General features: G+C 64.2%; 10 protein-coding genes. 7 read left to right on the top strand and 3 right to left on the bottom strand.

Features of this window, described 5'->3' with window-relative positions:
• Positions 1–4 precede the first annotated feature (4 nt).
• Both rpiB and KF691_01560 read right to left on the bottom strand, forming a co-directional pair.
• Positions 5–469, bottom strand: coding sequence for a ribose 5-phosphate isomerase B (gene rpiB, locus KF691_01565; protein MBX3388123.1), 465 nt, complete (start codon positions 467–469; stop codon positions 5–7).
• Positions 466–1,656: a Sua5/YciO/YrdC/YwlC family protein gene (locus KF691_01560; protein MBX3388122.1), complete on the bottom strand. Its 1,191-nt coding sequence runs from the start codon at positions 1,654–1,656 to the stop codon at positions 466–468. The genes rpiB and KF691_01560 overlap by 4 nt, the downstream gene beginning before the upstream one ends.
• 179 nt (positions 1,657–1,835) lie before the next feature.
• Here KF691_01560 and KF691_01555 point away from each other — a divergent pair, with 179 nt between their 5' ends.
• From KF691_01555 to KF691_01545, 3 genes are all read left to right on the top strand, one after another.
• Positions 1,836–3,032, top strand: a complete 1,197-nt coding sequence (locus KF691_01555; protein ID MBX3388121.1) for a prepilin-type N-terminal cleavage/methylation domain-containing protein — start codon at positions 1,836–1,838, stop codon at positions 3,030–3,032.
• An 81-nt stretch (positions 3,033–3,113) separates the two neighbouring features.
• The gene (locus KF691_01550; protein ID MBX3388120.1) at positions 3,114–5,228 is read left to right on the top strand and encodes a ComEC family competence protein; all 2,115 of its coding nucleotides are present in this window, start codon (positions 3,114–3,116) and stop codon (positions 5,226–5,228) included.
• Positions 5,229–5,419: 191 nt separating this feature from the next.
• On the top strand, positions 5,420–7,015 hold the full coding sequence (locus KF691_01545; protein MBX3388119.1) for a hypothetical protein: 1,596 nt from the start codon (positions 5,420–5,422) through the stop codon (positions 7,013–7,015).
• A gap of 16 nt (positions 7,016–7,031) precedes the next feature.
• Here KF691_01545 and KF691_01540 read toward each other — a convergent pair whose 3' ends face one another.
• The gene (locus KF691_01540) at positions 7,032–7,661 is read right to left on the bottom strand and encodes an acetyltransferase (protein MBX3388118.1); all 630 of its coding nucleotides are present in this window, start codon (positions 7,659–7,661) and stop codon (positions 7,032–7,034) included.
• 111 nt (positions 7,662–7,772) lie between these two features.
• On the opposite strand from KF691_01540, the gene KF691_01535 reads away from it, so the two are divergent.
• The 4 genes from KF691_01535 (at position 7,773) to KF691_01520 (ending at position 13,776) form a co-directional block, all read left to right on the top strand.
• Positions 7,773–8,603 carry a menaquinone biosynthesis protein gene (locus KF691_01535; protein MBX3388117.1) on the top strand — a complete coding sequence of 277 codons (831 nt, stop codon included), beginning with the start codon at positions 7,773–7,775 and terminating at the stop codon, positions 8,601–8,603.
• Positions 8,604–8,655: 52 nt separating this feature from the next.
• The gene (locus tag KF691_01530) at positions 8,656–10,311 is read left to right on the top strand and encodes a hypothetical protein (GenBank protein ID MBX3388116.1); all 1,656 of its coding nucleotides are present in this window, start codon (positions 8,656–8,658) and stop codon (positions 10,309–10,311) included.
• 45 nt (positions 10,312–10,356) lie between these two features.
• Entirely contained in the window at positions 10,357–12,069 is a 1,713-nt protein-coding gene (gene gatB / locus KF691_01525; GenBank protein ID MBX3388115.1) for an Asp-tRNA(Asn)/Glu-tRNA(Gln) amidotransferase subunit GatB, read from the top strand.
• 78 nt (positions 12,070–12,147) lie between these two features.
• Positions 12,148–13,776 (top strand): LptF/LptG family permease, encoded by a 1,629-nt coding sequence (locus KF691_01520; protein MBX3388114.1) that lies wholly within the window; start codon positions 12,148–12,150, stop codon positions 13,774–13,776.
• The last annotated feature ends 53 nt before the right edge of the window (positions 13,777–13,829 follow it).

Below are 13,829 nucleotides of genomic sequence, written 5' to 3'. Positions count from 1 at the left end.
GCGGTCACTCCTTTACGTTCGACGGATCCTTCTCCTGTTCGATCGCGGTGATCTTGTCGATACGGCGCGTGTGGCGACCGCCGGCGAAGGGCGTGGCGATCCACTGCTCGACAATCTTCTCGATCAGGCGCTGCCCGAGCAGATCGGCGGACAAACACAGAATGTTCGAGTTGTTGTGGCTGCGTGAGAGCTGCGCCGTGATCTCGTCGTGCACGTTGGCGGCGCGGACGCCTTTGACCTTGTTGGCGGCGATGCACATACCGATGCCGGTGCCGCAGATGAGCACCCCGAGTTCCACCTGTCCCTGAGAGACGGCGTTCCCGACTTTGAAAGCGGGTTCGGGGTAATCGCAGGGTTCGCCCGACGAATCGCCCAGGATCTGCACGTCGTGCCCCTCGCTCCGAAGTCTTTCGGAGAGGAGCTTGATGGAGGCCGTGCCGCGATGGTCTGCGCCAAGACCGATCTTCATAACTTTTCTCCGGCCGTCCTGACCCTTGGCTTGTGAGACTTGCCCGTCTCCCCGGAAAGAAGCCGCAATTCCGAAAAGCGGTGAAGGATACCGAGGCGGAGCCGCTCCGCGGTCTTGCGGTATGCCTCGAGGCCCGAACCGATCGGGTCGGGGATGTCGCCGGCGGCGTCGAGCAGCATGACTTTGTCGGAGGCTTCGGGAGCGAGCGACAGGATCGCTTCCCTGTGAGCGCGGGTCATCGCGAAGATGAAATCGGATCGGCCGATCATTTCGGAGGTGACCGCGCGCGAGCGGTGCCGGTGCTTCTCTTCCGGTACGCCCAACCGCGCGAGCACCTGATCGCCTTCTTCCGAAGCGGGTTCACCTTCGGCGGCGGAAGTGCCCGCTGACTCGACGGCCACAGGGACGAGCGGCGCGCGCTCCACCAGATCGCGCGCGATCCGCTCGGCCATCGGGCTGCGGCAGGTGTTCCCCGAGCAGACAAACAGCACTCGAGTCACAATCGCGTCGTCGATTTCCCGCGCCGAGATCGCGCTCTCGGATTCAACCTTGTATCCGCCGGCCCTGGTGAATCGCAATGCGGACGAGACCCTTCCGAATCTGGTCGGGCCGTCATCGACGCAGAGCGCGATGTCCGCCGCGGCGAGCGCCGCATCGAGAGCGTCGCCATCGAGCCGCGCGCCGGTTGAGCTGATGGCGCTGGGTACGCGGTCCATCGCGACCGGAGCCTTGACACGCGAGAGCGCATCGCGTGTGAACTCGTGATCGGGGATGCGCACGGACAGCACGTCGCCCGAACGGAACGCACCGGCGATTTCCCCGGCGAGCGATTTCTTCTGATCGCTTTCGACCAGCAATCGCACCGGTCCGGGTGTCAGTTTCGCGATGATTCGTGTGTGAACCGGCGACTTGAGATCAAGGGCGCGAACGACGGACGCGGAACCTGAGGCGTGCCAGGTAAAACCGTTGGTGCCGACGGACTTGGCGGAAACCGTGCGTCGCACACCGGGAGTGAGTGCCGCGAGATTTCCGAGTGCATCGGCGATGGACGCACTCGCCGCGAGCCCGTACACCGTTTCGGTGGGCAGCAGGACGAGCGCTCCCTGGTCGATGAGTGCGGCGGCCTGAGCCGCGAGCGCGGACCGATCGGCCGCGCTGAGGGTCTGTAATGGGACGACTTGGGCCACGTCAAAAGGTAGCCAAACTCGGGCAGGTTCGGGAGATGCACGGATGCATCGATGGAACCCTTACGCATACCACCCGAATAGGATGTGCGGTCGTTCGTGAGGGCTTCGGGAATTCTGCCGCACCCAGCCCGCCGGGCATATCTGCCGGCCGGAAATCGCGGCAAGCAGGACAGACGGTCATGAAATCACAAGAACTACGCGCGGGGTCTGATCGTCGGGCCTTTACGTTGATCGAGTTGCTGGTGGTAATCGCGCTGATCGGGATCCTGATCGGGATTCTGCTTCCGGCCTTGGGCGGGGCGCGAAAGGCGGCACGCGCGCAGGCGACGCGCAGCATGCTGGACAAGGCTTCGGCGGCGTGCGCATCATTTGAAACCGACAACCGGCGCGCCCCAGGGTATTTCTCGGCGCGCGAGATGGGATTGCAGGAGAACACGGGCACCAACGGCTCAACGGGTCGCGGCATGACGGGAATGGAAAACGTGCTGCTCGATCTCTGCGGCAAGGACGCGATCATCGTCGGGAACATTCCGACCGGGAAGGAGCCTTCGAACTATCTGAAGGATGTTGGGCCTGTTTCGATTTCAGATGCCAATGCGAAAGTCAACGTCGATCCGACTTTGATCGGCTCCGGCAAGAGCGCCTATTTCAATCCGGGTACGAAGAACCTGGTGAGTTTCGCCGCGGACGGTAGCGTGAATGCGGCGCGAGCCGGCATGAAGTTCACAGGCCGCAACGATAATCTGCAGTTGCCCGATCTTGTTGATTACGAGGGGCAGCCGGTGCTGGCGTGGCAACTGGATGAATCGTGCAAACTGCCGATCGATACAGGGACCGCGGGAAAAACAACGTTTGTCAATATGGATTCGGGAACGACCGGCAACAAGCCCGCTCGCTTCTACTGGGGCTCGAACTCGGGCATCCTGCTCAGCCAAGCGCAAGGAAAACTCGGAATCGACACCACGCTCGCCGGCGGACTCTCAAAGGATCGCGGCGACTTGAGTCTCTTGGTACGCGATATTCCGACTCAACCGGGCACCGAATACCAAAATTCCGGCGCGCTCGCCACGCTCATGGCGCTCACGGGCAACCCTGGCGCACCCAACCCGACCCCCGACCCCAAGACTGCAAAGCTTAACGAAATCCTTCCCGCATCGGCACGCGGCAAGATCATCTTCCACGCGCCGGGAACCGACGGCGTCTTCCTCTCTCAGAAGCAGGGCGCCCGCTATTTTGTAGACGACGACGACAAATCGATTTATTACGGCATCGGGTTTAAGGATTCGAGCGGCAAGAACTTCCACACCGATGCAAATGGGAAGGCCACGTCTATCAATTTCCTCGATCGCTTCGACGACATCGTCGTCGCCAATTGACGATGCGCCGGGCGCGGGTTCATTCTGCGATTCATTAGAATCCCCCGCGTGCCGGGGCGTGAACGCAACAAACACTCGAACTTGATCGGTGCGCGTCTGCTCGCGGGCAGCGCGCTTTTTTCGCTGGCGCTGGGAATCCTCGCGTCGTGGCGGCTGATCGAATCGGGCGTAGGGATCGCGTCGAAGCCGGACTTCTTTTTTCTAATCGCTGGCGTGCTGGGCGCTCTGTGGTTGCTCGTGCCGCGGGCGGGAAACGTGAGCAGGACGAAGATCGCCGCGATTGCGCTGTGGTGCTCCGGGGTCTTTGCACTCGGACTTGGGTGGGGCTGTCTGCGGCTCTCGGGTCCGCCGTCTCTGCCCGTGCCCTCGCAGGGCATGGCGATCCTCCGCCTGACAATTGTTGAAAACCCCAGACTCAAGTCCGACGACACTCGCGCAAGGTGGTCGTGCCTGGCGCGCGTGCGCGGCGTGGTGGATGATGACGGAAGCAGGCCGCTCGATCAGAATGCTTGGTTGTCATTCGAGTCCAAGTTGCCGCCGCGACCCGGCGATCGGCTCATCGCGCGCGGCACTCTCCATCCGGTTCAGCCACCTCGCAATCCGGGCGAGTTCGATCTCCGTCGATGGGCCGCGGATCGCTCGATCGCGGGCACATTCACCATTCCCGCGCCGGTGCTGCTGCGTCCGGATGAATCTCCGGCCGGCGTGTTCGAATCGGCGGTCAACGTATTTCGGCGCGCGATCGGCGCCACGCGGCAGCACGCGAGCAAGACCGTGGATGAACTCGCGTCGCTCGCGTCACCTGAGGCGCGCGAACTTCTGCGCGGGCTGCTGCTCGGAGAGAATCCCAGGTCGTCGTCCGAAGGGCTGGCGTCCTTCTACCGGCTGGGGCTCGCGCACATCCTCTCGATCAGCGGGTTCCATCTCGTCGTCTTCGCCGGCGCGGCGCTGTTTGCGCTGCGCCTGTTGGGTGATCTCGGTCGGCTGGAACCGATCCTTGTTACTGCGGCGGTTCTGCTGTTCCTCGTGATCGTCCCCGCGAATTCACCGCTGATCCGTGCCGCGACGATTCTGCTGGTTCTCCTCGGAGCGGAGATGCTGGGTCGCCGGTACGACCGTCTCACGCTGCTCGCGTGGACCGCTGTCGCCCTGCTGCTGGTCCACCCGAGCGAGTTGTGGTCGCTGGGCTTTCAGCTCAGTTTCGGCTTGACCGCGGCACTTCTCGCACTGGCCCCTCGGCTCTCGCTCCGACTTTTCCCGCGTCCGCTGGGCATCAGGCCCGTGCCTTCTGCCCCGCGTCTGCTCTGGTCGCGTGCAAGTCATGCGATCATCGCGCTGGGAGTCACGGGCCTGCTCTGCTGGACGCTTTCGGCGCCCTGGATCGCCGCCAACGTCGGAATCTTCAACCCGCTCTCGATCCTCACGAACGTGCTCATCACCCCGATCATCGTGGTCGCACTCTGGCTCGGCTACGCGGCGTTGCTCGTCGGGATGGTGTTTCCGATGTTCGCCGAGCTGCTCGCGCTCCCGATGAGCATCGTCGCCGACTTCGCGATTTCGACAGCGCGGTGGTGGGATTCGCTCCCCATCGCCACCATCCGTGTTCCGCAACTCTCGACGGCGTGGGCGCTGGCTTCGACGCTGCTTCTCACGCTCTGGTTCGTTCGGGCTCGCCTGCGAAGCCGCGGCTTTGTTGCGTGCGCGTGCGTCCTTCTCGCGTGGGGCCTGGCCGAAATCACCTTCGGCAATCGGCTTCCGAAAAATGTCGCCGCTCGTGCGTACTTGCTCGATGTCTTCCCGGGCTCTTGCACGATCGTCCGCACGCACGAGCAGGCGATCATGATCAACGCCGGCGCCGATGGGCGCGAGCTGACACAGATCGCACGCGCGCTCGGCGCATGGCGGCTCGACACGCTGATTCTCGATGCACGCGAGGAGCGTTCGTTCTCCGGCGCCACGGAAGTTGTTCGCACGCTTCGGCCGCACATCATCATCTTCGCGGGAGACGCCTCGCCGCTCCCGGCGCCGGCGGCGGCACTTGCCCACCTCGCCGAGCAGTTCGGGGCGACCATCCGCACGGCACCATCGGTCCGAGACGCCGTTTCTTCACTGCCGATTCCATTTGAAGCCGGACAACTGACCAGAGAGCCCGGAGCGGGCATGCAAACGCGCGATTTCCAATCTGGGGCCGAATAACCTTCGCTCCCAGGTCTTGGCGCCTGTTCCCGCTGGCTTTGGGTGCTTTTCCTGCCGACGAAGAGTCCGCTGAATGATCGCGGCTGCCGCCGGACGGCGCCAATTGCGTAAGATCTTGAGATCCATGGCTTTCCGTTCGTTCGCTGAAAGCCCGCTTCGTGGCGATTTTGTCAGAGGGTCGGGACGTATCGATGCTGGGTCGCCCTTTCATGGTGTGTGCATGCTCGGCGGCTCTCGCTTTTTTGAGCGCCCGCGCCGATCCCGCGTACAAAGTTCTGGGGATTCCGCTCCTCACGGGGGCGACTTCGGGCGAGGCCACGGCGGTCAATAGCCGCGGGGTGGTCGTCGGGCGCTGCCTCATCGACGGCACCTATCACGGATTCCGATTCGACGCATCCTCCGGCGTCCTGACCGATCTTGGCGAGCTCGGACCGGACCAATCGCACGGTTTGTGGGGAATCAACGACGAGGGGTGGATCGTCGGAACCGTACAGATCGAATCGGCGTCGGAAGATCACGCCGTCCTCATCGCGCCGAGCGGAGCGCGGACCGACATCACCCGCACGACCACGGTCTTCTCTCAGATGGGCGGCGTTCAGGCGCGCGCGATCAATTCGCTCGGCAGCGTCGCGGGGATCAGCACGTTCGATTGCTCCCCGACCCAGGCGACGGAGTTCGGCTGCCGCTGGAGCCCTGGCGGATTCTTCGTGACACCGCTTTTGGGAAGCAACTTTGAGTGCGCGCCGAGCGCCGCATTTTCGATCAACGACTCCGGCACGCTCGTCGGCAAGGCGCTGATGAACGTGGGGACATTCGCCGACCCGGTCCTGGTTGATCGCCCCTTTCTCTGCGATGACGATGGTCAGGTGCCGCTGCCGACATTCTCGAGCCCGCTCGAAACCGGCGTCGCCCTCTCGATCAGCAATCAGGGAGATGTGTGCGGGACCGCTGAGGACCTTTCCGATTCGGGCCGCGTCCATCCGGCGCTCTGGCTGGGCGGCGAGATCGTGCGGCTTCGATCTCTTTCCGGCTTTGAGGAGGGTTCTTGTGCTTTCGGCGTCAACGGCGCCGTCGATGTCGTGGGGCGTTCCGGAGACGAAGAAACCGGCGAAGCGGTTGCCTGGTTTTCCGGGAGTGACGAACCGGTTTCGCTCGCTTCGCTTGCGGAATCCGCGCCGCACGCGCCGGGGTTTCGATTGTCCGACGCCCTCGCGATCAGCGACGGCGGTTTCATTGTCGGCCGCGGCATCGGAATCGACCCCGAAGACACGAGCGCCGGCACGGTCCCGTTCATCATGTTGCCTTGCAAGCCCGTGATTTTTCAACACCCGCTCGCGCAAACCTCGTGCCTGCTCGGGAATCCGGCGTTCACGGTGCGCGCCGTGGGCGCGGGGCCGCTCGAGTATCAGTGGCGTCGCAACGGCGTGCCGCTCGAAGAAGGTTCGCAACCTTCGGGCGCGGTCGTCGCGGGAGCTCAATCACGGATCATGCGGATCTTCGGCTTCGGGTACGGAGATGAGGGCGAGTACGACGTCGTTATCACCGGTTCCTGCGGCACGACCATCTCCACTCTCGCGAACATCCTCGTTTGCCGGCCCGATCTCTCGTGCGACGGCATCGTCTCGGATTCGGATTTCCCGATCTTCGTTTCCGCGTACGAAATCCTTGATTGCGCCGATCCGACGATGCCGGTCGGTTGTGCCGCCGACTTCAACGACGACGGTTTCGTGGATGACGCCGACTTCGTGCTGTTCGTGCAGGCGTACGAAGCACTCTTTTGCTTCTGACGTTCGCGCAAGAGACTCAGATTGGGCGCGCCGGAACCCCGGCCACTCTCGCCCCCGGCTCGATGTCGCGCAGCACCACGGCGCCCGCCCCCACGACGCTCCCGGCGCCGATCTTCACTCTGGGCAACACCCTCGCGCCGATTCCCAAAAACGCCCGCTCGCCGATAACCGCCGCCCCGGCGACGATCGAACCCGGAGCCACGTGCGCGCTGGACCCGACCACGCAATCGTGCTCGATGATCGCGCCGGTGTTGACGATCGCGTGCGAGTCGATTCTCGCGAAGCAGTTGACGACGGCTCGCGGGCCGACGAACACCCCCTCCCCCAGCCTAGCCGTCGAAACAACCACGGCGTCTGGAGAAACGATCGCTCCGAACGGCTTGCGGCCGGCCTTCTCGAGCGCTTCGACGAGGCGCGCCCGAAGCGCTGTCTCTCCGACGCACACAAAGTACTTCATCCCCTCGGGCGGCATCTCCCGTAGACCACCCCGACAGGGCAGTCCCAACTTGGAAACCGCCGGCGCGTTTTCACGATCATCCATCACCGCCCCGATCGCGATCCCGAGCCGCTTCGCCGCCTCGGCCACAACCAGCGCATGGCCGCCTCCACCAATGAGCGCGATCGATTCTGATGCGGGCGGCTGCATGTTTCCATTCTTCGACCAGCCCCGACGCGGCACTGAACCATTGCCGGTAGCCCGGCGCGGAATCCCCCGATTTCCCTGTTCCAATGACCAATCTCACGCAAGAATCTCGCCATGGATCCTGTCCGGCTCGGCATCGTCAAATTTCTGAACACCGTTCCCCTGGTCGAGGGCCTCGACAAGAACCCGGAGATTTCGCTGATCCCGGCGCCCCCCGCACGGTTGAGCAACATGCTCACCGATCGATCCTGCGACATTGCGCTCGTCAGCGTCATCGATGCGGCGCTCTCGACGGTCCCGCTTGCGCTGCTTTCCTGCGGCATGATCGGGTGCGATGGGGCGACGCTCACCGTGCGCGTCTTTTCGTCGGTACCGTTCGCGCAACTGCAAACGCTGCACGTCGACACAGAAAGCCACACTTCGATCGCTCTCGCGCGGATCATTTTCCATCGTGCGTTCGACCGACGGCTGAGCACCGTCCCGTTCGAGTCTTCAAAGCCCCACTCGACTTCGGATGACTGGCCCGAAGCGATTCTGCTCATCGGCGACAAGGTGATCACTTCGAGCCCGCCGCTCAATCGCTACCCGCATCAACTCGACCTGGGAGAAGCCTGGAAGGAGCTGACCGGCCTGCCCTTTGTTTACGCCCTTTGGATGTGCCGCGCAAGCGATCTCGAGAACCCCGATTCGCGCGCCGCAATCGGCATGGGCGAATCGATCCTCGATCGTCAACTGCGTCACAACTTCACGCGTCTTGATCGGATCATCCAGGATCGCGCGCCGGAGTTCAAATGGCCGCCGGACTTGGCCAGGCGCTACCTGGGTGAGCTGCTGCGCTACCGGGTGGGCGTGGGCGAGCGGGAAGCGGTCGCGAAGTTTTTCGACGAAGCCGTTGCGGCCGACATCATCACGCCCGAGCAAGCGGCGCGTGTCCGGTGGGCGTAAACCCTCGATTCTGCCGGCGGCTAGCTCGTTGTGTTTGTGGGGAGCAGCGCTCATGCCCGCCTGGCCCAAACTCAAGCTTCCGCTTCTCGCCGACCTCGCGGAGCAGCTCCGCTTCGCGCCAAAGGGCGCGGTCGTGAACGACATCAAACGCACGATCGAAACGATCCAGTTGCTCGAACCGGACAACGAGTATCCCACCGACTGGATCGCTTTCCGCATCACCGGATACAGGCGCGAAGCCGCCGAAATCGATTCCCTCCCGGGGTCGAGGCTCCGCCCGGAGCTCGCCCGGCTCGTCGAATTCCTGAGCGCCCAGTCGCGCCTGACTTCCGAAGACCTCAAGCCTCTCGGCCCCGGATTCGACCAGCCCGAGCTTCTCAAGCGATGGAACATCAGCCGCAAGTCGCTCGAGCGCTACCGATCCAGGGGCCTTGTGGCCGTGAGGATGCTTTCTTCGCAAGGCAGAAGCTCGCTCTTCTTCCCCCGCTCCACAACCGATTCATTCGAAGCTGCGAACGCCCGAATGCTGGAACGCGCCTCGGCATTCTCGCGCCTCGACGGACAATCGCGCGAGTCGATTCGCCGCCGCGCCGAGCGCCTGAAGCGCAAGGCTCCGGTCTCGCGCGCCCGCCTTTCCGGCCATCTCGCAAAGCGCTCCGGCCGCTCGCGCGCCGCCATCGAGCGTGCCCTCCCGGCCCGCAAACGCTCCGAACGCAGGCCCCGCCAATCGAACAAGGCACGAAAGGCGCTTCTCGACAAATGGGAATCGGGAACCGGCGCCGGCGCGCTCGCGAAGCAAGCCCGCAAGACACGCCCGGCGATCGTGCGGGCGCTCGGTATCGCCCGAAGAGACCGAATCGAACGATGGGATCCGAGCACGCGGCTCCCCCATGGTTTTCGGTCGCTTTCGCCGGACTCGCTCGGCGAGCTCGCAAAGCGCCATCCCGACTCCGCGGCCGTCGTCCATCCCCCCGCGGAAACCGAGCTCGAATCACTGCTTGAATCCATGCGCCTTCCCGAAACGCCCGAACGTCACTCGGAGCGCGACTTTGTCATCGCTCATCACTCGCTCATGCAGATTGCGGGCTCGCAGGAGACACTCTCCGCCGACGGACTCGACCTTGCGGAAACGGCGCTGCGATGGGCGGCCAAGCTGCGTGCCGCGCTCATCAGGCCGCACCGGCGCGTCATGATCGAATCCATCGATTCGCTCGTCGGCGTCGCGCTGCTGCGGTCCGACCCTTTCCTGCTCACGTCGGCGATTGTTCATGCGGTCCGGGGCGCCTCGCTCGCCATCGAGATGTTCATGCCGGAAATCGCAACGAGGCGAGAAATCGGGGGAAACCTGGCGGGTCCTATCTCGCTCGCGGTCTCACGCGCCCTCGCGGAGTGGGCGAGATCGAGCGAAAAAGAACTCAGGAGCCTGCGCATCCGCCACCCCACCCACGCGACTCGCGCCGCCCGCGCCCTGGGCGCGATTCCCGATTGGACCGAGCACGCCTCGCCCTGGCAGGAAGCACTCTCGCCTGTTCGGCTGCGTTCGCAACGCGACGACCTCCCGGCTCAGGACGCCCGGGTCCTGCGCCTGCGCTTCGGCTGGCAAAGCACGCGCCCGCACACCTCCGCCGAGATCGCGCAGGAACTCGGGCTTACTCGCATCCGCGCCGGGGCAACGATCCAGCGGGCGGTTCGCACCGCGCTCGCCTGATTCCTCGTCCCGTCGGCAATCTTTCGCGCCGATACGATCCACCACATGTCGTACTCAGCCGCGGACATCGACCGGGTCAAACTCATCGTCGGCATGGAAGTGCACGTCGAACTCGCGACGCGCACGAAGATGTTCTGCCGCGCACCGAGCCCGGCCTGCCCCGAGTTCGACCCGCACGGCAACGACTCGATCCCGCCCAACACGCTCATCGACGCGACGGTGCTCGCGCTCCCGGGGGCGCTGCCGGTCATGAACAGGGCCGCGGTCGACATGGCGATCAAGGTGGGCCTCGCGCTCAAGTGCCAGATCGCCCCGATCACCAAGTGGGATCGCAAGAGTTACTTCTACCCCGATCTTCCCAAGGCCTACCAGATCAGCCAGTATGACCTCCCCATCTGCTTCGACGGCAGCATCGACGTCCCTGCTGTGGACGACAAGGGTCAGGTCGATCTCGAGGGCGAACCCACGCGCATCGGCATCCTGCGCGCCCACCTCGAAGAAGACGCGGGCAAACTCCTGCACGAGGCGCCGGGCGGCACGCCAATCGACTGCTCCATCGCCGACTTCAACCGCGCGGGCACGGCCCTGCTCGAAATCGTCACGCAGCCCGAATTCACCAGCAGCGCCCAGGTGATCGCCTTCTGCCGCCAGCTCCGGAACATCTGCCGCTTCCTCGGCGTCACCGAGGGGATCATGCAGCGCGGCCACATGCGCTTCGAGCCGAACATCAATGTGCAGTTGACGATGAAAGACGGCAAGCTCATCAAGACGCCGATCGTCGAAATCAAGAATCTCAACAGTTTCAAATCCGTGCAGGCCGCGATCGAGTACGAATTTCAGGAGCAGCCGCGGCGCTGGCTCGCCGATCGGCGCGAGATGGGCCGCGGCACCAAGCAGACCCGCGGCTGGGAGGACCGCGCCGATGGGGTGGGGGGCGGACGCGGCGCGACCGTGCTCCAGCGCGAAAAGGAAGATGCGCACGACTATCGCTACTTTCCCGATCCCGATCTCGTGCCCGTCGCTGTGAATGAGGAATGGAAGGAGCGGATCCGCGCCACTATTCCCGAACTGCCGCTCGCACGATTCGCGCGATTCATCGACCAATTCGGCTTGGGCAAGAAAGAGGCCGCCGCGTTGATCGACGAGCGCGACGTGTGCTTTTTCTATGAGCGCATCATCGCAGCGATGGAATCGCTCGGCTTCTCGCACGCCCGCGCCGGAAAGCTCGCGGCCAATATCCTCCTTCAATCGGGCGCCAAACGCGCGAACGAACGCCACATCGAGATTCACCACCTCGGCATATCGCCCGAGCAAGTGGCTTCGATCGGCAAGTTGCGCGAAGACGGAAAACTCAACAACCAGAGTGCCGACGAACTCTTCGGGCTTCTCTGTCAAGACATGCACCACGGAGAACACAGAGAACACGGAGAAACCCAAAGCATTGATTCGGAAAAACCTCTCGCTCCCCTGCCTTCCTCTGTGCTCTCTGTGCCCTCTGTGGTAAATGTTTCTTCCGTCTTCGCCTCCGTCGAAAGCCTCGCCCAAAGCCGCAACATGCTCACCGTCCGCGACGACGACGCCATGGCCCGCTGGGTGGACGCGGCAATTGCTGAGAACGCCCAGGCCGCGGCAGACGTCAAAGCCGGGAAGACGGCCGCGGTCGGCCGCCTTGTCGGCGCCGCGATGAAGCACTCCGGAGGAAGCGGCGACGCGAAAGCGCTCCGCGAGGCCATTCTCGCGCGATTGGGCGCCGGATAATCTCTGTCGGCGTCGATCGCGATTCACCCAATGGCCCGCCCGCAACCATTTTCCCTCTGGCGTTCAATTTTCTGGGAATTGACGCGCAATCTCCTGCTGGCGACGGCCGTGCTTGTGACGGTTATCGCCTTTGCCGCGACCATCAAGCCTCTCGCCGACGGGCGACTCGCGCCCCTCGAGGCGATGAAGTTCATGCTGCTGGCGATCCCCCCGATGCTCGCGTACGCGCTTCCCTTCGCGGGCTGCTTCGCGAGCACGCTCGTCTATCACCGCCTGAGCAGCGACAACGAGTTCGTCGCCGCCGCCGCCGGCGGCATCAGCCACCGGTCGCTTCTTCTTCCCGCCGCATTCCTGGGCTTGATTCTCTTTGGGAGCATGTTGCTGCTGAACGCCCAGATCATCCCCCGTTTCCTGGTGAGCATGCAGAACATGATCACGCAGGACATTGCAAAGATTCTCGCCACGCGCATCAATCGGGGCCAAAGCGTCGAACTCCGAAGGCTCTTGGTCTTCGCCGATCGGGCGCAGCCGATCGAGCTCGAGTCGGGATCCGAAGCGCGCACGGCGCTCGTCCTTGCCCGCCCGACCGTCATCGAGTGCGACGACAACGGCAATGTCGTCAGCGAGGGAAGCGCCGGGCGCGCCACGCTCTGGGTCTTCCCCGAGGCGTCGAGCGCGGAGTCCGGCCCGACAACGCGGATCGCCATGCGATTCGAGGACTTCGCGAGCAAGGACGTCAAGACCGGCCTGGTCACAGGCAAGACGCTTCCGGTCTCGATCACCGTGCCGTCCTCGCTCTCGGACGACCCGAAGTTTCTCCGATCGGACGAGCTGCGCGCGCTGAGAACCAAACCCGAGCGCATGAGCTGGATCGACATGCGGCGCCGGCGGCTGGCGGACGAACTCGCTCTGCGCCGCGCACTCGACGGCATGTCGCGCTCGCTCGCGGCGGCCGGATCGTTCACACTGCTCGATGCCGCCGGTCGGCAGGTGGTCGTCCGAGCGGACACGATCAAACCCGCCAACGACAAGACGTGGAGCGTTCTCGCCAGGGACGGCGCCGGTGTCGAGATCGATCTGCTCCGATCCGAAGGGGGCGGCCTCGTTCGCACCGGTGGCGTTCGGTATGTCGCCCGGTCGGTCGCGCTCGCGCCGGATGCCTCCGAGGGCCGGCCCGACGGCGATCTCGCGTTGCGGCTCGAGCTTCGCGATGTTTCGTCCTCGCCTCTCAACGAAGCGGGCACGCCCGCCGCGACCAAGCGCGAGCGGGTGTCGTTGACCGGACTGCTCGCGCCGAAAGACCAGCTCTCGGCGCTTCTCAAACTCGGCGCCTTCCCGCTGCTCGAGGAGGCCGCGTCCTCCGAAAAGGACGCCAACGTCGCGAGCCGTTCGGGCGACCTTCGCAACATGATCGCGTATCTGCAGGACGAGATCACCAGCCGCCAGCACGAGCGCTACGCGATCGCCGCCAGTTGCCTTGTGATGATGCTGACCGGGGCCGTCACGGCGCTTCGGTTCAGTCGCAGCCTGCCGCTCACGGTTTACCTCTGGAGCTTCTTCCCTGCGCTCGTCTGCGTCATCACCATCAGCGGCGGACAGCAGTTCGCCCGATCCAGCGGCTGGATCGGTCTGCCCCTGCTCTGGGCGGGCGTCGCCGCGCTCGGCTTGTACACGTTCTGGACATATTTGATCGTCCGGCGGCATTGAGAGATCCAGGCAAGCGAATTCTGCGCGACGCGCGATCTCGCCGCATCGCCGGT

Source organism: Phycisphaeraceae bacterium, assembly GCA_019636555.1.
Taxonomy (GTDB): domain Bacteria; phylum Planctomycetota; class Phycisphaerae; order Phycisphaerales; family UBA1924; genus JAFEBO01.
This window is presented reverse-complemented; position numbering and strand designations above follow the sequence as displayed.

Coding starts and splice junctions, on each gene's coding strand:
- KF691_01530 (MBX3388116.1), top strand. CDS start 8,656: ATGCCCGCCTGGCCCAAACTCAAGCTTCCGCTTCTCGCCGACCTCGCG.
- KF691_01545 (MBX3388119.1), top strand. CDS start 5,420: ATGCTGGGTCGCCCTTTCATGGTGTGTGCATGCTCGGCGGCTCTCGCT.
- KF691_01535 (MBX3388117.1), top strand. CDS start 7,773: ATGGATCCTGTCCGGCTCGGCATCGTCAAATTTCTGAACACCGTTCCC.
- rpiB (MBX3388123.1), bottom strand. CDS start 469: ATGAAGATCGGTCTTGGCGCAGACCATCGCGGCACGGCCTCCATCAAG.
- KF691_01540 (MBX3388118.1), bottom strand. CDS start 7,661: ATGCAGCCGCCCGCATCAGAATCGATCGCGCTCATTGGTGGAGGCGGC.
- gatB (MBX3388115.1), top strand. CDS start 10,357: ATGTCGTACTCAGCCGCGGACATCGACCGGGTCAAACTCATCGTCGGC.
- KF691_01555 (MBX3388121.1), top strand. CDS start 1,836: ATGAAATCACAAGAACTACGCGCGGGGTCTGATCGTCGGGCCTTTACG.